The following is a 16168-nucleotide window of genomic DNA, read 5'->3' as shown; positions in this document are numbered from 1 at the left end:
GAACGAATGTTCGCTCAGGGTGTAGACTAAAAAAAATTATATGCTTTTCTCGATGTTCAATTGGCTCACAAAATCTTGCAGATTCCCTTTTCGTTCCTTGCGCATTTTCTTGCGCTCATCCGCAGTGGCCATCAATCGCTCTTCTTCCTCTGTTTCTGGGGAAATAGCTGGTACATCAGTCGGATTCCCTTCCTCATCTAAGGCAACAAAGGTGAGAAAAGATGTCGCGGTCAAAATACGCTTGCCAGTTTGGAGATTTTCCGAGATGACTTTTACGAAAACCTCCATAGACGTTCTGCCTGTTGAGGAAACAAATGCTTCCAGGCAGATGGAATGTCCCATTTTGACGGGAGCAAGAAAGTCAATCGAGTCAATCGATGCTGTCACAACAGGGCGACGCGAATGTCGCATCGCAGCGATTGCAGCTACCTCATCTATATAAGCCATCATCGTACCACCAAAAATAGTTCCATGGTAATTTGTATCAGATGGCTGAACCAGTGATGCCTGAATTGTACGAGATTCTTGAGTTGTCTTGACGTTCATCGCTGTTGCTCCTTTATCAATCTACTTGATGCATACATCATCATATCACAAGGCATTCAACGTTCCAATCGATAGCTGCTCGCAAGCATGCTTTCTATTCTCTCTGCATGTTCTTGCAAAATGTAACGTAACAAAGGGAGATTCCACTCATAGGCTGGGCGATAGCCGTCTAAAGCAAACAGCTTGTCATCTATATGCGTGGCAAGCTTTCGGCGGGCCGGACTGGCACAGTAAAACTGCTCCAAATAATCCGTACCCCATCTGGAAAAGGAGGACGTTTCGGTGGTAACCGCCGTTAGCAGAATCCCTTCCCCTGTCTCAATCAAATCGATTGGATACAGTTGACAGCTAAATGGCTTGAGAGGCTCTACTTCACGACCAGCCTGCTCGGCATAAGCATGGATCGCACAGCCGTAACGCCCATTGTTTTCTTGATAAAAAAGACAATTGCCATGTCGCATGCGAATGGTTCCTGGAGGCTCATTGCGATCCCAAACCCCATGCGCAAGCCAATGATTGCGTTCAGACTCATCCTGGAGTCCAGCAGAGATAGAGGGGATTTCCCCCTCCATGATGGGAATCTGCCACTCTTCTACCGCGTAAGGTTGTCCACCCTCACAGCAGGTCTCGCGATGAACCATCCTGCAATTCCAACAGTCCAAGTGAAACAAGGCCTGGAGGGCTGTAACATCAACCAAATATTGTCCCGCTCTCACCAAGGAATGCTTGTTTTTCTTTATATATTTTTCGCAGTGGTACGCCTCTTTATCAGACATGGGATCGGGCGTGCCTACATAACGAAAAGCTCGCTTCGTTTTCATTTTTGCAAAACAATCTCCGCTTCTGTTCCAAAAATACGCAAATGGCCTTCCTCATAGCTAGCCAAATCTACTTCATCACCCGGAATTTCCATCAGAATTTCCATTTCTTCACCCTCTGCTGTCGTAAACACAAGGAGGAGATCTTTTTCTTCAAATTCATTGTCAGTCAGCTTGGTTTCGAGGAGTTGAGCCTGAAATTGTGTTACCTCTTCCTCTTCTTCACTATCGGTATCCCATTGGGTAAAAGTCACGGTAACTTTTTGATTTTTATACTCCGCCAACAGTTGAATCAATTGCTCGTGTTGTTGAATGTCCATCTTGTAATCCCTCCGAAATGGTTCATACTGCCCATCATAACAAAGTAGCTCTTAAAAAGCCAAAAAGAAATACCGCTTCGATGTGGGAAGCGGTTATTTCTCTACTGCCAGTTAGCTTACTTTGCTAATGGTCTGGGCTAACGCAAAATCTTTGCCGGTTAAACCTTTTGCCTCGCGGGTGGCTAACGTAAACGTGACCGTTCCACCTGCCAAATGAATTTCCACGTGCTGATTGTCATGCTCAAGCATTTCTGCCACTCGGTTGACGAAACTGACCGCAGTGGAAAAGTCACGACAGTGGTACGTGCGTGATAGCGCCATTCGGTCTTCTACCAGCTTCCAGCCAGGTACCTTGCTCAGATACAATTTGACCTGTTCCAAAGACAGCTTGCTCATTTTAGCAATGCCCCCTTTTACCCGATGAATGGTTGTTACACCATCATATTCACGAGACGTACAGGTTATCCGCACCCTATTGCTTCACGGCATAAAAAATCATACGTGGTGATTCATGTGCCACATATTCTTCAAATTGGTAATTTCCAAATACTTGAATTTTTTCGAATCCCGCCTCTGTAAGCATCGAGATCATTTGCTGGGCAGAAAACAAACGAACCTGTTCCATATACTCACGCGGTTCATTCGACGATTCATCGGAAATCAGTATCCGCTTTTTCACAAATCCATCCTGAATCCAGCGTTCTTCTTTAATCAACATCCCACTGACTTCCTTTGTAGAGTGCGGCACGAGATTATCGATAACGTACGCTGCATTTAAGAAATCGATGACTACTTCACCTTTTGTTTTGAGTGCTTGTGCCATGTTACGAATAACGTTAGCATTTTCTTCATCTGTGGAGAAATAACCAAAGCTGGTAAACAAATTCACCACGATATCAAATTCATCGTGAAACGGAATGTCGCGCATGTCACAGCGGGCAAAACTTAGCTGTGGATAGGTGTTTTGTTCCTCAGCCAACTGTAAGAGAACAGGCGACAAATCCACACCAACTACTTCATAGCCCCGGCGAGCCAGCGCACGCGAATGACGCCCGCTCCCGCAGCAAAGATCAAGTACGCGTCCTGTGTCCTTTACCGGCAATCTTTCCAACAGATTAGCGATCTCTCCATCTGCTGCCGAATCGTCCCTATGACGATACACAAGCACATAATCTTCGCGAAAGCTGCGTTCAAACCATTCTTCTGCCATGTCTGAGCCCCTTTAATTCCAAGATGTTCTTATTATACCACAGCGGGGTTTATCCGTTGCCGATTTGCATGCGGCAAAGTGTACGAAAGCTTTGTTGAAAAATATAGAAAAGACTTTACATACATACTGTATGTATGTAAAATTAACCTCATCCAATCGTGAGGGAGAGATCCATAATGAAAGTGAACAGCTTTTATCCTGTCATCTTGACAGAACAAATGGAGGCTAGCGCGAAGTTTTATCGAGAGCACTTTGGATTTGAAATTATTTTCGAAGCAGACTGGTATGTGAGCCTGCAAAATCAGAGCAGCACCCCGTCATTTGAGCTAGCCATCTTAGATCCTTCACACAACACGATTCCACAGGGTTTCCGAAAGCCAGTAGCTGGTGGTCTTATCCTTAATTTCGAAGTCGATGATGTTGACACTGAATACGAGAGACTTATTGTAAAAGCAGGTCTTCCTCTCCATCTCGACATTAGAGACGAGGAATTCGGTCAGCGGCATTTTATTACATCCGATCCGAACGGCATTTTACTTGATATCATAAAAGTAATCCCGCCTTCTGAAGTATTTGCTGAAAGTTATGTTGACCCTGTATAATCTGGCATGAAATAAGTAAGGAGACCTTACAGTATGAAGTTGTCCAAAGCAGAGCAAAAACAGCAGACGATGCAAAAACTGATCGAAGTGGCAAGAGAGATGTTCTCTAAGCAAGGCTACGCGGATGCCGCCATGGAAGACATTGTGAAACAAGCCGGGGTGACCCGTGGCGCACTGTACCATAACTTTGGGAGCAAAGAAGGATTATTTGAGGCAGTACTGGCTTCTGTCCAACAAGAAATCGGAGCCCGCGTAGAAGCAGAAGCTGCGAAAAGTGAGGATCCTTGGCAACAATTGATCTTGGGTTGCTTGGCCTTTGTCTCCTCGGCTGTCGAACATCGAAACAAGCGGATTTTGCTTATCGATGGCCCATCTGTCATCGGGTGGGAAACGTGGCGTCGAATGGACGAGGAAAACTCCATGCGCCATCTCAGGGAGCAGCTTCAAACGATGCAGGAGCAAGGGTACCTACGTCCCGTTTCGATCGATGCTCTGACACATTTGCTGTCTGGTGCGATGAATGAAGCGGTGCTCTGGATTTCGGAGACGCCTGATCATGAGAAGTCCCTTAAGGACATTTCAGCAGCAATGACCCTTCTCTTGGAAGGATATCGCACCAAATAAAAGCAAAGCACCCCTGCTTTAGCCTCTTATCGGCAAAATGCAGGGGTGCTCTGTTATTGTAAAGGGTTTTTATGATGAAAAGCGGGTAGCTCGTCCAAGCCGAATTTTTTCAGCAGCCCGAGCAATAATGCTCTCTACCGAAGATGGGTCATCCACAACATCGTATTCGTTGATATTGACCCGCAAAATTGGACAGGAGGTAAAGGAGGCAATCCAGCTATCATAGCGGCCAAACAAATCCTGCCAGTAATCCACCGGCGTTTGTTGCTCCATTGGGCGCCCGCGCTCTTTTACGCGGCCAATAATATCATCGAAGCTTCCCTCTAAATAGATCAAAATATCTGGATGCGGGAAGTAAGGTGTCATGACCATCGCTTCAAAAAGTTCTGTATAAGTGCGGTAATCTTCTTCTGTCATGTTGCCTTGCTCGTACAGCATACGGGCAAAAATCCCGGTATCCTCATAGATGGAGCGATCTTGGACAAAACCGCCACCATAATCAAACATCCGTTTTTGTTCCTTAAAGCGTTCTGCCAAAAAGAAAATTTGCAAATGGAAGCCCCAACGCGATAAATCGTTATAGTAACGGCCCAAATACGGGTTATTGTCAACCTTTTCTACCGACACACGAAATCCGAGCTGATCTGCCAAGGCATGTGTAAAGGTGGATTTTCCTACCCCTACCGTCCCCCCGATCGTAATCACTGCGTTGTTCGGTATCCCGTATTTTTCACGAAGCGTGCTGTTTTGAAACCTAGACATGTACGCAACTCCTTATCCCCATGCTTACTTTTCCTTTGTTCCCTAACCTTCTTGTCCCATCAACTCTTGAATCCGTGGTGCAATCCGATCCAGTACAACCTTCAAATCTTCTGGTCTATGTACGAAATCCAAATCGTCACAATCGAATTTGATGACAGGCGTATCCGGATGATGTTTTTCAAATGCTTCCATAAACTCGTTGTAATCAGCAATCAGGTTCTCCATATAGGTGACATCCATGCTGCGCTCCATTTCGCGATCGCGCATCGCAATCCGCTTCATCACGGTCTCAATCGAAGCTGTCATGTAGATCACCAAATGGGCCTGAGGCAAATCCTCTGTTAGGATATCATAAATTTTGAGGTACTTTGGCAGGTTATCTCCTTGTAACGTCCGTTTGGCAAAAATCGTATTTTTGAAAATATTGTAATCAGAAACAACGGAAATACCTTGATTCAGGAACTTTGAATGAATATCCTGCAACTGCTTGTAACGATTGCAGAGGAAAAACATCTCGAGTTGAAAGCTCCATTCGGCAATATTTTCATAAAATTTACCCAGGAACGGGTTTTCGTAGACGATCTCTTCCAGTAGTTGCAAGTTGCATGCACGGCTTAGTTCCCGCGATAAAGAGGTTTTCCCAATACCAATAGGTCCCTCAACGGTAATCAATATGGACTTCATGTATGCTTCGATTCCTTTCAAGAAAATGAGAGCACCCCATATTCTAGCACGTATGTAAGCGTTTGTCGAAAACATTCGCATCGTGTCGTTTGGTATCGTTTGGTACTTGTCTTTTATTAAAAAACTGCTCTTCAGAAAGAGCAGTCTGGTTCTTACGTAAAATATTCAACACGAGCCTGAGGAAACAGTCGGGCAATTTCACTTTCCAAATGGGCCTGCAAAGCCTTTGCTTGGATATCGGGATAGACATACTTCCCTTTCCCGTATTTGCCCCATTTGTACTTGCGCTCTTCTTCCTTCATCTCCAGCTTTGTTTTCGGATAGCGCTGGAGGATCAAGTTTTTCGCAATCTTGGTAAAACGATGTTGGATCAGCTCGAACGTCAAATCCTCCATCGCTTCGGGAACCAACTGCGAACGTAGCCTTTCCAGCAAATCGGTATACCCCGCTTCCCATCCGTCAAACCAATACAAAGGCGCTAAAATAAAGCCAAGCGGATAACCAGCTTTCGCTACCTTCCCTGCTGCCTCCAGTCGCTGATGAAAGCTGGAGGTGCCTGGTTCGAAATTTTTGATGACATAGTCAGCATTCATGCTGAAGCGAAATCGGGTATGCTTGTTGTGCTTGGCATCCAGCAAGGAATCCACGTGGTGAAACTTGGTCACGAAGCGCAACCGCCCAAACTCCTGCTGGCCCATAAACTCAATCGCTCGTTTCAGATTGCCCGTAAGATGCTCAATGCTAACCGGATCGGATGTACAAGCTGCCTCAAAACGCGTAATCTCACCCGGGCGTTCTTGGATATACTTCTCGGCTTGCGCAAGAATCTCGTCTGTATTAACGTACACCCGCACGTACGGCTTTGTCCCGATGTTTGTGTTCAAATAGCAATAATGACAGTGGGCAGCACATCCCGTAGCCAATGGAATGGCATATTCTGCGGAAGGCTTGGAGGTCTCGAACTTCAATGTTTTGCGTACACCAATGACCAACGTCCGCTTCGCATTGCGATACTTCTCCACTTCTGTATCCCCAGGGATGCCTCGGACCTGATTATGGCTGGTCGTCATCTGCATCGGAATACCTTCCTTTTGAAAACGCCGATACAGTTCTTGACCAAGTGGATAATTCAATGCATGTGGCTCGACGAAAATATAATCCGGAACAAACAGCTTGCTACCTTTCTGCTCCTTCTTTTCCGATCTTTCCAAAAGGGTCGTTCCCATAGCCATCATCCCCCCTTCACCTAGTATGCCCGTGCCATTCGACTGGACGTAAGGGGAAGTATGGCTGTGCCCGTCATTTCAAGGTGTTCTTAAAATCGCGTAGCAGCGCCTTTGCTTGTTCCTGTTGAGCTAGCGGTACTTGCAGTGTATAGACATGTCCTGCTTTTTTGGTCTGTCTGGACAAAAGTCTGACTCGAATTCCTTTCATTTCCAAATAACGCCGACATTCCTGAGCAATCCGCGGGAGGCCATACGATTCATGAATCGTAACCCATTTGATCCACATGCACCTGCACCCCATCCTTACAACTTCTTTCTTTTACAGTAAGCAATGGACGGGTGATTGGTTCAAAACAAAAGAGAGTTGCTGACATTTTAGGAAAACCGTTTTTGCCTCTGAGCCGTCTAATGGTATAGGAGGGGGAAAAAGTGAATCTGGAACAGCTCGTTTCACGCGCAAAAAATGGGGATGATGATGCCTTTTTTCAACTCGTCAGCCTTCATAAAGAACAACTGTATAAAATCGCCTACGCCTTTCTTCGTAATGAGACAGATGCATTGGAAGCTATTCAGGAAGCGACGTGCCGTTCCTATCTCAAGCTGGCACGCTTAAAACAGCCTGCGTATTTTCGTACTTGGCTGACGCGCATCCTTATTCATATTTGTCTGGATGAACAAAAGCGCCGAAAACGGATCATCTTGGACCCCATGGAAGATGACGTCGAAAGTCGTGCAAGTATTCCTATGGACGACCAAAATGTCGAGCGTATTCAAATCGAAGAGGCTCTCGCTCGTCTCAGTCCGAATTATCGCCACATTATTATTTTGAAATATTTTGAAGATCGAACGATACGCGATATTGCAGAAGTACTCGGTCATCCGGAAGGTACTATCAAAACATGGCTACACAAGGCTTTGGGTGCACTCCGCAAAGATCTCGGGAAAGGCTGGTGAGCTTTATGCGTGAAAATGAAAAAAAGAATGCGAGTCTATTCATGATTCCCGCTGAGATTGATCAATACATTCGAAGAGGGATGGAGCAAGCAAAAGAGCTGCGTCAAAATCGGAGACGCAATCGATGGATACGCGTTGGTACTAGTCTCGTTGCTTGTTTGTTCCTTTTTGTGTTTATTTTTTCCGTTCGCCTTTCACCCGCTGTTGCCGCTTATGTCAGCTCGATTCCTGGAATGGAAAAGATCGTGGATTTCCTTCGGGATGACAAAGGCTTGCAAAAGGCAGCCGAACACAATCTTGTCCAAAATATTGGCGCCAGTGGTTCACTTGACGGTGTCACCTTTACGATCGATCAGGTATTGGCAGATGAAAAACGGATGCTCCTCTTCTATACACTGAAGAATGATCTTCCCGATAAAGAAGTAGCACTTCACAAAATCGAGTTGTTCGATCAGTCAGGAAAGGAATGGGAGCACGGTGCTTCCTGGTCCGGCATGGGCAGCGAAGACCCTGTGATCCGAAACCGCATCGATATTATCATCAACGAAGCTACCGAAATACCTGATTTCATGACAGCGAAAGTCACGTTGGAAATCGATCATATCAAACAAGATAATCCCCTATCGATTGACTTTGTGGTCGACAAAAGCAAGTACAAGACTTTTGAGAAAAAAGTGTATCCGGTGACGAAGGAAGTCACGGTTGACGGACAGCGGTTTACGATTGAACAAATTGCAGTCTTTCCTACACAAACAGAAGTAAGTATCCGATTTGACCCAGCCAATAAAAAACATCTCTTTGACTTCGATAAGCTAAGACTTGAGGATGAAAAAGGGCAAACGTTTGCTTTTTGGGGGAATGGCGTTCCTGTTCGTGACAACGGAGAAAACGGAAAGATATACCATCTGGAAAGCATCTATTTTGTGGAACCCGAAAAGCTCTACCTGAAAACAGATGGCATCCGTGCTTTGGACAAAGATCAATTACAAATCGTGATTGATGCGAAGACCGGTACACTCACAAAAGTCCCGAATGATCGCCTGAAACTAACGGCGCTGCGTCAAGTCGATGATGTGGTAGGCATGGACTTCTCTTTGAAGGTGCCGCCTCAAGATAATCACTCTCATATCTCTCTTGGGTATAACATGACGGATGACCTAGGAAATGAATATGAATACGTGCAAGGGAGCTCTTCATCTGCAACGAAAGATGAATCCATTCAAAACTATTCCATGCTATTCAAACGAAAAACAAACAAAGGTACGCCTACTTCCTATTCCTTTCCTCTGTCCAGCTATCCTGAACGACTTCAAGGTACTTTTTCTATTGAAGTCAAATAATAAATGCCCCATTAGCGATTGCTTGTACGGCATCGCTGTGGGGCATTCTTCATTTGATAACCTTAGTCTACAACCGCCCAGTGATTGGTCGGCCCATGCCCGCCACCCAATTGCGGAGCTGTCTTAATTGCTTCGAAAATAAAACGATTTGCTTTTTCAACCGCAGTGATGAGCGGTGTATTTTTGGCTAACTCTGCTGTAAGAGCCGCTGAGAATGTACAACCTGTGCCGTGCGTATGACGTGTATGGATACGCTCATGGGACAATTCATGGAATGCCCTGCCATCGAACAAAATGTCCACGACAATGTCCCCCTGCATATGTCCACCCTTCATCAGGACATTGCGAGCGCCTAACGCATGTATCGCTTTTGCCCCTTCGCGCATCTCATCTGTCGTCTCGATTCTCATGCCAGTCAAGCATTCTGCTTCCGGCAAGTTGGGTGTGACGACTTCTGCGAGAGGCAACAACTCTTTTTTCAATGCAACGATCGCCTCATCCAACAGTAGTTTTGACCCTCCCTTGGCAATCATCACCGGGTCTACTACCAGCTTTTTCAGGCCAAATGCTTTGACCTCTTCTGCAACAGCACGAATGATATCAGCGTTAAACAGCATTCCCGTTTTCGCCGCGTCAGCGCCAAGATCACGCAGCACCTCATGCATTTGCTGGGCAACCGCCTCTGTCGGCAACGGATAAACGCCTGCTACGCCCAATGTATTTTGTGCAGTGATTGCTGTGATCGCACTCATTCCGTACACACCGAGTTGATGAAAGGTTTTCAGATCTGCCTGAATCCCAGCTCCCCCACCGCTATCTGAACCCGCTATCGTCAATGCTTTCGCAATCGTGCTCATGACATTCCCTCCTGCTTTCCACCTTTTCTCACCTGAGTATACCATCCGCTCGTCCCATTCGGTATACTAAAGGAATGTTTGCCAACAGTCATGCAAGGAGGCATCTGCATGTCCTATCGGATCTTTTATTGGTTGACCTTTTTGATACCAACCATCATCATCGGGGGGTTTGAATTCATCCGTCACGACTTTCTGCTGCCCTATATGTCTATGGAAGCCGGGAATGTGTACATTACCCTCTTGACGCTCTTTCTCTCTTTTTTATTCGCTACCTGGATGTTTCACACGCTTAAACAAATGAATGCACGAATTGTCGAGGAACAAGCTCGTCGCGCTGTTTATGAAGAACGGGAACGCCTTGCCCGCGAATTACACGACGGGATTGCACAGTCTCTGTTCTTCCTTAACGTAAAGCTGAAGCAGGGACAATTGGACGATGCGCGGGTCGCTGTTTCTGCCATCGACAATCATGTACGCCAAGCCATTTTCAACTTGCGCTCATTACCAGAAGAAGGCAGTCTGGATCAACGCCTTGAGAAATGGCTGGCGCAATGGAGCGCTTTATCTGGAATCGACGTTGCTAGCGAATTGCATGTCAAAGATGGCTTTTTTACTCCCACCGCAGAAGTACAACTGTTCGGGATCATCCAAGAAGCTTTTGCCAACATTCGCAAGCATTCTCAGGCCAAGCATTCGTGGATTCACCTCACGACAGATGAAACAACTGGCTGGGTTCTCGCTGTTGAGGATGACGGCATTGGGATTTCCAACCCTTCTCCCGATACGAAAAAATACGGTTTGTCCATGATGCGCGAGCGAGCACGCCAGTTAAACGCCACCATTGACGTTCAGTTACGATCGGCAGGCGGTACAATCATCCGCTTATCTTCTCATTCAGGAGGAAAAATCCAATGAACGCTTACCGTGTATTGATCGCTGACGATCACCCGATGGCTCGTATGGCGATTCGCAGTCTGCTTGATCCTGATCCCTCTTTTGAAGTCATCGGAGAAGCGCAAAATGGCGAGGAAGCTTTTCTCTTATGCGGACAAATACAACCGGACCTTGTGCTCATGGACATCAACATGCCGAAATGGAGCGGACTCGAAGCAACCCGTGAGGTGAAAAAAGCATACCCGCACATCAAGGTCGTCATTCTCAGTGTCTCCGATGACGTTGCTGACCTGATCACGGCTATTCAGTTCGGCGCCCAAGGTTACTTGCTGAAAAATTTAGAGCCTGATGACTGGATTAACTACTTGCATGCCTTGCTCGGCGAGGACAGTGAGTTGACTCGTGAAATGGCAACCCGCCTCATGTACCGCTTCCGTCAAGAAGAGGCGACAGATGAAATGGTACCAGATGTTCTGACCCCGCGAGAGCGAGAGATTGTCATGTATGTAGGAGCAGGAAAAACGAATCGGGAAATAAGTGAGGCGCTGATCATCGCAGAAAACACTGTGAAAAACCACCTGAAAAACATTCTCGAGAAGCTGCAATTGGCTAATCGCGTCCAGCTCGCTGCTTATGCAGTTCGCCATCATTTGGTCATCAAATAAAAAACATTGCTTTCTTCTCGATCAACTGTCATCCTTAGTAAGATACGTTTTCCACAGACATAAGAAATGCAGGTGATCCGCATGATCGAAGTCAAGACCTCCAAACTAAGCAATGGAGAATTAAATAGAGGTGTATTTGCAACGCAAGATATCCGAAAAGGCGACCTGATTCATGAAGCACCCGTGCTGCCCTATTTGAACGAAGAGCATGAGCATATCGAGAAAACCTTACTCGCGGATTATGCATTTGAGTACGGTGCCAATCACACAGCCTTCTTGTTAGGCTATGGCATGCTATTTAATCATTCCTACACGCCAAATGCCACGTATGAGATTAACTTCGATAACCACACGTTTGATTTTTATGCTTATACGGACATTCAAGCGGGTGAAGAAATCTTAATCAACTACAATGGTGATGAGGATTGCGATGATCCTCTCTGGTTTTATGAAGACCAACAGAAAGAAACAGATGATACCAAATAAGCGAAGGTCTTAAGGAAGAATGAAAACCCGGAAACAGACACTTGGAATAAGTGCCCGTTATCCGGGTTGTTCTGTGTAGAGGGGCAACTATAAACGCAACCACTTGGCGAAGTACTGTTCGTTCACTGGAAAATATGCCGTGGCAAAACGAATAAACTCAGGCGTATCCACCTGTTTGTAGGCGTACGTCTGATAATAGTCATGCAAAAACTCCCAGCCATCCGCCTCATCGCCGTAGGTTGTAATCAGCTTCCATAACTCTTTCACTGGCTGTCCGTACACCGGACCCGTGATCGGTCCCTTGTCAAACGCATCCAACGGCAGGTTGGAAACCGATTTGGTCGCATCCGCTTGCTCGGCAAAATAAAAGCTGGCGTCCCCTTTTTTCTCCACATCGTAAAAATAGAGCGTTGTGGCCAATTCTGTTATTCCTTCATCCAGCCAGGCGTGATGGAACGGATCATTCGAGACCACTCCATAAAACCATTGATGGGTAATCTCATGCACCACGGTATGACTCAAATCAGGGTCCACACTCCCCGTGTGTCCGACAGTCACCACTCCGGGGTATTCCATACTTGCAGTTTCATCCAAAAGGATATCGAGTTGTTTATGCGGGTACGGACCCAATTTATCCGTGAATTGTTCAAACGATTTTTCGGCAGCTTGCAGAGCGGCTGTCATCGCTTCCTTGTCTGCGTCCTTTCCCCATACTCGAAGCTCGACACCTTTGACCTTTTTGCTTTTACTCTGCATTCCTTTTACAACTGCGATGAATACTTCTTTCGTATTTTTCACTTTTATTTTACCGCTCTGACTATTCGACGCCTTGTCCTGATCAGACGAGCTGATGACGGTATACCCTTGCGGCAAGCGGTACGAAATAGAAAAATCCGCATGACTCGTATGATACGATTCGCCTCGAAGCGAGTACGGCTTTTTATTCCATCCGTCCTTCCCCTGGTAGGAGGCGAGCATCGGATAGGCTTGCGCCAAATGGAAGCCATTTTCTGTACGATCAAAGCGCAAACCTTTCCTAGGAACAGTAAACTCATATGTTACGGTTACATCTCGAGTCTCATGTGGCGCAAGCTTTTCGGCAAGTGGGATGGCAAGCGTATCACCGGTTAGCTGATACTTTGCTTTCACATCATCTAGCTTGACATCACGAATCTTCACTTCGGCTGCGTCCTCGAAGAATGGGGGTTTGTTCTCTTTTGTAAATGCATTGGGCAGGAAATAAAAGACCAACTGATCCCATTCGTCCTTGGAACGATTTTCAACAGTGATCTTGGCCTCAGCGGTAAACATTCCTTCTGGCGACATCTCGAACTTCAGGTCGTATGTGCCTTTACTGCCATCTGCTACGGGCTTGGCTGTGAAGTCCTCTATCTTCCCCACCGAAGGAGACTGTGCCCCTACCCGTTCTGGCATCCACCAGCCACTTCCAGATCCACCGAGCACCAAAGTCAATGCGGAAGCCATTGCCGTCACCTTGAGCAAACGCTGCTGCCACTTGATATCCTTCCTATTCGATATCAACTCCAGCCCTCCCAACCTTTCGCCTTATCGTTGAATCGTTTTCTCGAAAAAAGACAGCCGCAGACCGGGCTTCACTTCTTTTTGATCCGTCAAGGTAAATCCATGTCTTTCATACAAGCGAACAGCCGGTTCATTCAAGGACCCCGTCGCAACGACGATCTTGCTGCAACCATGCTCGTGGACAGAGGCAAGCAATTGACTCGCGATCCCTTTGCGAAAATGAACAGGATCGACAATCATCCGATGAATATCCAACGTTTCCCCCTCGATCACAAAAGAAACCGCCCCTGCCAGCTTGCCTTCCTCTATGAAGCCATAGAACGTTTCTTCACATGTCCTCAGTTGTTCTACTGATTCTCGCAGAGGAGGAATCTCTTCCGTTCCAATTAACTCCGCCTCTACACGATACGCTCTTTGCTGCATGCCCCAAAGTTTTTGTACTGTTTGTTCATCCTGTAAATCTAGTCGCACGATCATTTCGGTTTCCCCCGCATGTTAACTGTCTGGTGCTGCTTCAAAGCTATAGTACACATAAGGATCTTTCGGTGCGGAGACGGCTTCAACCTGAGAGGCTTTGAGAACGAGCATGTCATATCCGTCCACCTGACGCAGCTCGAGCTTTCCGCGAACTTTTACCCAGCTATCTTTTGCCCATTTGTTGGCGTCCTCCTTTTCCACCAAAACGCCATAAACACTGGAATCTGCTGTACAGCAGGTGACGGAAAAGCGCGCTACGACAAACTGTTGCTTCGTAAAATCAGGCTGCCGATAGACAAACCCGATCGTCTCAAGCTCTTTTCCAGCAAATTCTTTTGCATATAGTTCCATCGTGGTGAGTCCGTCCAGGAACACTTTGTCATTCAGTTCAATCACTGGCTGTTTATGTAAAAAGACGGCGATATCCGTGTAAAAGTCACCAAATCCCCCGTTCGAGAATCTTTGCCGCAATTGTTCGTCATCTGTAGCCTCCACCGGGGGTGTTGCTACTTGATTGGTAGCCTCTGACTGTGGTTCTACGCTTGGTTTGGCATCTTCTTTTACCTCTGCTGTCTGCTTCTCATTCTCTGTTGCATTCGCATTCGCGTTCGCCGTAACATCCGCCAGCTTTCGTACATCATTGCTGAGAAGTGTGATTCCCCGCTTCTCTGCTACATCACTGCCAAGAATTTTATCCGGCATGACAAAACCCATCACGATTGGGAGTACAAACAAGCTGTAAACCAAAAGGGAGCCCATGGGAGTACGCGGCACTTTATGATGCTCCTCACAATCGCAATCGTAAACACTACTGCCAACAAAAATTTGCCGGATGCTGACCATTGTCAACAAGGACAGGATGACGAGTGTGACATAACTGAACATGTGTAACCGCGGTGCTAGGTAGTGACTGAGCGTTTCCGACAGGATCAAATAGGCCAACAACGCTGTAATGCCCGCCAATATCAAACTGCGCATGACATGATGACGCTTTAATTTGTTCTGATCCATATTTTCCTCCTTACATCGGTATGAGCATAGTGACGCAAATGACCAAAAGCGTAATAGCTACGACTAGCTTGACAACAAAACCAAAGCGAAACGTTCCCAAAAGCATTAGCGTCGTTTTTAAATCGAGCATGGGACCGAAAACCAGAAAGGCAAGCAACGAGCTGCTTGAAAACGTATTGGCAAAGGAAGCAGCGATAAAAGCATCTGCCTCTGAACAAAGCGAAAACAAATACGCCATCCCCATCATGACCAAATTGGACGTGAGCGGCGTTTGACCGATGTCCATGAGCGTGTCCCGACTGATGTACACCTGTAGTAGCGCGCTGATAAACGCTCCAAACAACAAATATTTTCCCATGTCAAAAAATTCATCTACAGCGTGGGCAAACGTCGAGGACAGCTTTCCACTCGTCGCTTTTACATGTTCGGCTTCATGACTGTTTTGCGATTCCATGCCGAGCCGTATCGGATTTTTTTTGACAAACAGGAAGACGAGCATGCCCACAATGAGGGCAACAACGAATCCCGCAATGCCTCGATACAGAGCCATTTCCGGCTGACGGGCGAAAGCAACATAGGTCGATGACAAAACAACGGGATTCACAATCGGTCCCGCCAATAAGAAAACAATCCCGACTGACAGCGGCATCCCTTTTTGGATCAAGCGACGAACCACAGGGATAATGGCACATTCACATACAGGGAACAAAAACCCGAGCAACCCGGCAAACGGCAGGGCTACGAGTGGATGCTTCGGTGTCCAACGCCTCACCTGCTCTTCTGTCACAAACGTCTGGATAAACGCAGAAAAGAATACACCCAAGAGGACAAACGGGATTGCTTCCAGCCAAATACTAAGGAAAAAGGTTTTCACATCAAGCCACAAGGGGGACCATTCTATACTCCAACCGGAAAACAAGCTGCTTTCTCTGCCCATGGTTAACCAGACGACACTTAGTCCAAGCAGGAGCGCCCCGATTATTTCAACCAGGAATTGGCGAATCTTCAGAATCAAGTGGGAATTCTCTCCTCTCCATTTGCAAATAGGTATCATTCCTATTTATATACAGACATCTATATTTCCTTCTTGTCCTTTACTTTTTTTACAAGATGAACAGGTTGTACAGCCTTCCCTTCCCCCTCTATCCGT

General features: G+C 46.5%; 21 protein-coding genes. 7 read left to right on the top strand and 14 right to left on the bottom strand.

All coding sequences use genetic code 11. The annotated features are described in order from the left end of the window. Positions 1–36: 36 nt before the first annotated feature. From AB432_RS11295 to AB432_RS11275, 5 genes are all read right to left on the bottom strand, one after another. Positions 37–546, bottom strand: a complete 510-nt coding sequence (locus tag AB432_RS11295; protein WP_048032354.1) for an acyl-CoA thioesterase — start codon at positions 544–546, stop codon at positions 37–39. 56 nt (positions 547–602) lie between these two features. Continuing rightward, the gene (locus tag AB432_RS11290) at positions 603–1367 is read right to left on the bottom strand and encodes a DUF3109 family protein (protein WP_048032353.1); all 765 of its coding nucleotides are present in this window, start codon (positions 1365–1367) and stop codon (positions 603–605) included. Then, the gene (locus AB432_RS11285) at positions 1364–1684 is read right to left on the bottom strand and encodes a hypothetical protein (RefSeq protein ID WP_048032352.1); all 321 of its coding nucleotides are present in this window, start codon (positions 1682–1684) and stop codon (positions 1364–1366) included. The genes AB432_RS11290 and AB432_RS11285 overlap by 4 nt, the downstream gene beginning before the upstream one ends. A gap of 111 nt (positions 1685–1795) precedes the next feature. Continuing rightward, positions 1796–2080: a 4a-hydroxytetrahydrobiopterin dehydratase gene (locus tag AB432_RS11280; protein WP_048032351.1), complete on the bottom strand. Its 285-nt coding sequence runs from the start codon at positions 2078–2080 to the stop codon at positions 1796–1798. Positions 2081–2156: 76 nt separating this feature from the next. After that, entirely contained in the window at positions 2157–2894 is a 738-nt protein-coding gene (locus AB432_RS11275; RefSeq protein WP_048032350.1) for a class I SAM-dependent methyltransferase, read from the bottom strand. Positions 2895–3070: 176 nt separating this feature from the next. On the opposite strand from AB432_RS11275, the gene AB432_RS11270 reads away from it, so the two are divergent. Both AB432_RS11270 and AB432_RS11265 read left to right on the top strand, forming a co-directional pair. Then, on the top strand, positions 3071–3496 hold the full coding sequence (locus AB432_RS11270) for a VOC family protein (protein ID WP_048032349.1): 426 nt from the start codon (positions 3071–3073) through the stop codon (positions 3494–3496). Positions 3497–3529: 33 nt separating this feature from the next. Next, complete coding sequence (locus AB432_RS11265; protein WP_048032348.1) at positions 3530–4120, top strand: TetR/AcrR family transcriptional regulator; 591 nt, start codon at positions 3530–3532, stop codon at positions 4118–4120. Positions 4121–4189: 69 nt separating this feature from the next. Here the strand turns inward: AB432_RS11265 and AB432_RS11260 are convergent, their stop codons facing one another. The 4 genes from AB432_RS11260 to AB432_RS11245 form a co-directional block, all read right to left on the bottom strand. Further along, complete coding sequence (locus tag AB432_RS11260; RefSeq protein ID WP_048032347.1) at positions 4190–4882, bottom strand: deoxynucleoside kinase; 693 nt, start codon at positions 4880–4882, stop codon at positions 4190–4192. A gap of 42 nt (positions 4883–4924) precedes the next feature. Next, a complete protein-coding gene (locus AB432_RS11255) occupies positions 4925–5566 on the bottom strand; it encodes a deoxynucleoside kinase (protein ID WP_048035769.1) in 642 nt (213 codons plus the stop codon). A 152-nt stretch (positions 5567–5718) separates the two neighbouring features. After that, positions 5719–6792, bottom strand: coding sequence for a spore photoproduct lyase (gene splB / locus AB432_RS11250; protein ID WP_048032346.1), 1074 nt, complete (start codon positions 6790–6792; stop codon positions 5719–5721). Positions 6793–6865: 73 nt separating this feature from the next. After that, positions 6866–7093, bottom strand: a complete 228-nt coding sequence (locus AB432_RS11245; protein ID WP_017247807.1) for a hypothetical protein — start codon at positions 7091–7093, stop codon at positions 6866–6868. Between the two features lie 128 nt (positions 7094–7221). On the opposite strand from AB432_RS11245, the gene AB432_RS11240 reads away from it, so the two are divergent. Continuing rightward, complete coding sequence (locus AB432_RS11240) at positions 7222–7746, top strand: sigma-70 family RNA polymerase sigma factor (RefSeq protein ID WP_048032345.1); 525 nt, start codon at positions 7222–7224, stop codon at positions 7744–7746. Positions 7747–7751: 5 nt separating this feature from the next. Beyond that, positions 7752–9086, top strand: a complete 1335-nt coding sequence (locus AB432_RS11235; protein WP_048035768.1) for a DUF4179 domain-containing protein — start codon at positions 7752–7754, stop codon at positions 9084–9086. A gap of 62 nt (positions 9087–9148) precedes the next feature. Here the strand turns inward: AB432_RS11235 and thiD are convergent, their stop codons facing one another. After that, positions 9149–9943, bottom strand: a complete 795-nt coding sequence (gene thiD / locus AB432_RS11230) for a bifunctional hydroxymethylpyrimidine kinase/phosphomethylpyrimidine kinase (RefSeq protein ID WP_048032344.1) — start codon at positions 9941–9943, stop codon at positions 9149–9151. 108 nt (positions 9944–10051) lie between these two features. On the opposite strand from thiD, the gene AB432_RS11225 reads away from it, so the two are divergent. The 3 genes from AB432_RS11225 to AB432_RS11215 all read left to right on the top strand — a co-directional run bounded on the left by AB432_RS11225 (position 10052) and on the right by AB432_RS11215 (position 11988). Continuing rightward, a complete protein-coding gene (locus tag AB432_RS11225) occupies positions 10052–10858 on the top strand; it encodes a sensor histidine kinase (protein WP_048032343.1) in 807 nt (268 codons plus the stop codon). After that, on the top strand, positions 10855–11502 hold the full coding sequence (locus AB432_RS11220) for a response regulator (protein WP_007724217.1): 648 nt from the start codon (positions 10855–10857) through the stop codon (positions 11500–11502). The genes AB432_RS11225 and AB432_RS11220 overlap by 4 nt, the downstream gene beginning before the upstream one ends. Positions 11503–11583: 81 nt before the next feature. Continuing rightward, positions 11584–11988, top strand: coding sequence for an SET domain-containing protein (locus AB432_RS11215; RefSeq protein ID WP_012685826.1), 405 nt, complete (start codon positions 11584–11586; stop codon positions 11986–11988). Between the two features lie 87 nt (positions 11989–12075). Here the strand turns inward: AB432_RS11215 and AB432_RS11210 are convergent, their stop codons facing one another. The 4 genes from AB432_RS11210 to AB432_RS11195 are packed head-to-tail and all read right to left on the bottom strand — an operon-like array spanning position 12076 to position 16033. Continuing rightward, a complete protein-coding gene (locus tag AB432_RS11210; RefSeq protein WP_235617663.1) occupies positions 12076–13530 on the bottom strand; it encodes a M1 family metallopeptidase in 1455 nt (484 codons plus the stop codon). Positions 13531–13554: 24 nt separating this feature from the next. Next, positions 13555–14007 (bottom strand): GNAT family N-acetyltransferase, encoded by a 453-nt coding sequence (locus AB432_RS11205; protein WP_048032342.1) that lies wholly within the window; start codon positions 14005–14007, stop codon positions 13555–13557. A gap of 18 nt (positions 14008–14025) precedes the next feature. Then, entirely contained in the window at positions 14026–15018 is a 993-nt protein-coding gene (locus AB432_RS11200) for a TIGR03943 family putative permease subunit (RefSeq protein WP_048032341.1), read from the bottom strand. Positions 15019–15028: 10 nt separating this feature from the next. Continuing rightward, on the bottom strand, positions 15029–16033 hold the full coding sequence (locus AB432_RS11195; RefSeq protein WP_048032340.1) for a permease: 1005 nt from the start codon (positions 16031–16033) through the stop codon (positions 15029–15031). Between the last annotated feature and the right edge of the window lie 135 nt (positions 16034–16168).

The sequence above is a fragment of the Brevibacillus brevis genome (assembly GCF_001039275.2).
Lineage (GTDB): Bacteria > Bacillota > Bacilli > Brevibacillales > Brevibacillaceae > Brevibacillus > Brevibacillus brevis_C.
Note: the sequence above shows the minus strand (reverse complement) of the source record. Positions and strands in the feature narration are given on the sequence as shown.

What these genes read in the sequence shown, in the direction of transcription:
- AB432_RS11285 (WP_048032352.1), bottom strand. Translation starts at nt 1,684, where the DNA reads ATGGACATTCAACAACACGAGCAATTGATTCAACTGTTGGCGGAGTAT.
- AB432_RS11235 (WP_048035768.1), top strand. Translation starts at nt 7,752, where the DNA reads ATGCGTGAAAATGAAAAAAAGAATGCGAGTCTATTCATGATTCCCGCT.
- AB432_RS11275 (WP_048032350.1), bottom strand. Translation starts at nt 2,894, where the DNA reads ATGGCAGAAGAATGGTTTGAACGCAGCTTTCGCGAAGATTATGTGCTT.
- AB432_RS11200 (WP_048032341.1), bottom strand. Translation starts at nt 15,018, where the DNA reads ATGGATCAGAACAAATTAAAGCGTCATCATGTCATGCGCAGTTTGATA.
- AB432_RS11295 (WP_048032354.1), bottom strand. Translation starts at nt 546, where the DNA reads ATGAACGTCAAGACAACTCAAGAATCTCGTACAATTCAGGCATCACTG.
- AB432_RS11225 (WP_048032343.1), top strand. Translation starts at nt 10,052, where the DNA reads ATGTCCTATCGGATCTTTTATTGGTTGACCTTTTTGATACCAACCATC.
- AB432_RS11215 (WP_012685826.1), top strand. Translation starts at nt 11,584, where the DNA reads ATGATCGAAGTCAAGACCTCCAAACTAAGCAATGGAGAATTAAATAGA.
- AB432_RS11265 (WP_048032348.1), top strand. Translation starts at nt 3,530, where the DNA reads ATGAAGTTGTCCAAAGCAGAGCAAAAACAGCAGACGATGCAAAAACTG.
- AB432_RS11280 (WP_048032351.1), bottom strand. Translation starts at nt 2,080, where the DNA reads ATGAGCAAGCTGTCTTTGGAACAGGTCAAATTGTATCTGAGCAAGGTA.
- AB432_RS11255 (WP_048035769.1), bottom strand. Translation starts at nt 5,566, where the DNA reads ATGAAGTCCATATTGATTACCGTTGAGGGACCTATTGGTATTGGGAAA.
- AB432_RS11270 (WP_048032349.1), top strand. Translation starts at nt 3,071, where the DNA reads ATGAAAGTGAACAGCTTTTATCCTGTCATCTTGACAGAACAAATGGAG.
- AB432_RS11245 (WP_017247807.1), bottom strand. Translation starts at nt 7,093, where the DNA reads ATGGGGTGCAGGTGCATGTGGATCAAATGGGTTACGATTCATGAATCG.
- splB (WP_048032346.1), bottom strand. Translation starts at nt 6,792, where the DNA reads ATGGGAACGACCCTTTTGGAAAGATCGGAAAAGAAGGAGCAGAAAGGT.
- AB432_RS11290 (WP_048032353.1), bottom strand. Translation starts at nt 1,367, where the DNA reads ATGAAAACGAAGCGAGCTTTTCGTTATGTAGGCACGCCCGATCCCATG.
- AB432_RS11205 (WP_048032342.1), bottom strand. Translation starts at nt 14,007, where the DNA reads ATGATCGTGCGACTAGATTTACAGGATGAACAAACAGTACAAAAACTT.
- AB432_RS11220 (WP_007724217.1), top strand. Translation starts at nt 10,855, where the DNA reads ATGAACGCTTACCGTGTATTGATCGCTGACGATCACCCGATGGCTCGT.
- thiD (WP_048032344.1), bottom strand. Translation starts at nt 9,943, where the DNA reads ATGAGCACGATTGCGAAAGCATTGACGATAGCGGGTTCAGATAGCGGT.
- AB432_RS11260 (WP_048032347.1), bottom strand. Translation starts at nt 4,882, where the DNA reads ATGTCTAGGTTTCAAAACAGCACGCTTCGTGAAAAATACGGGATACCG.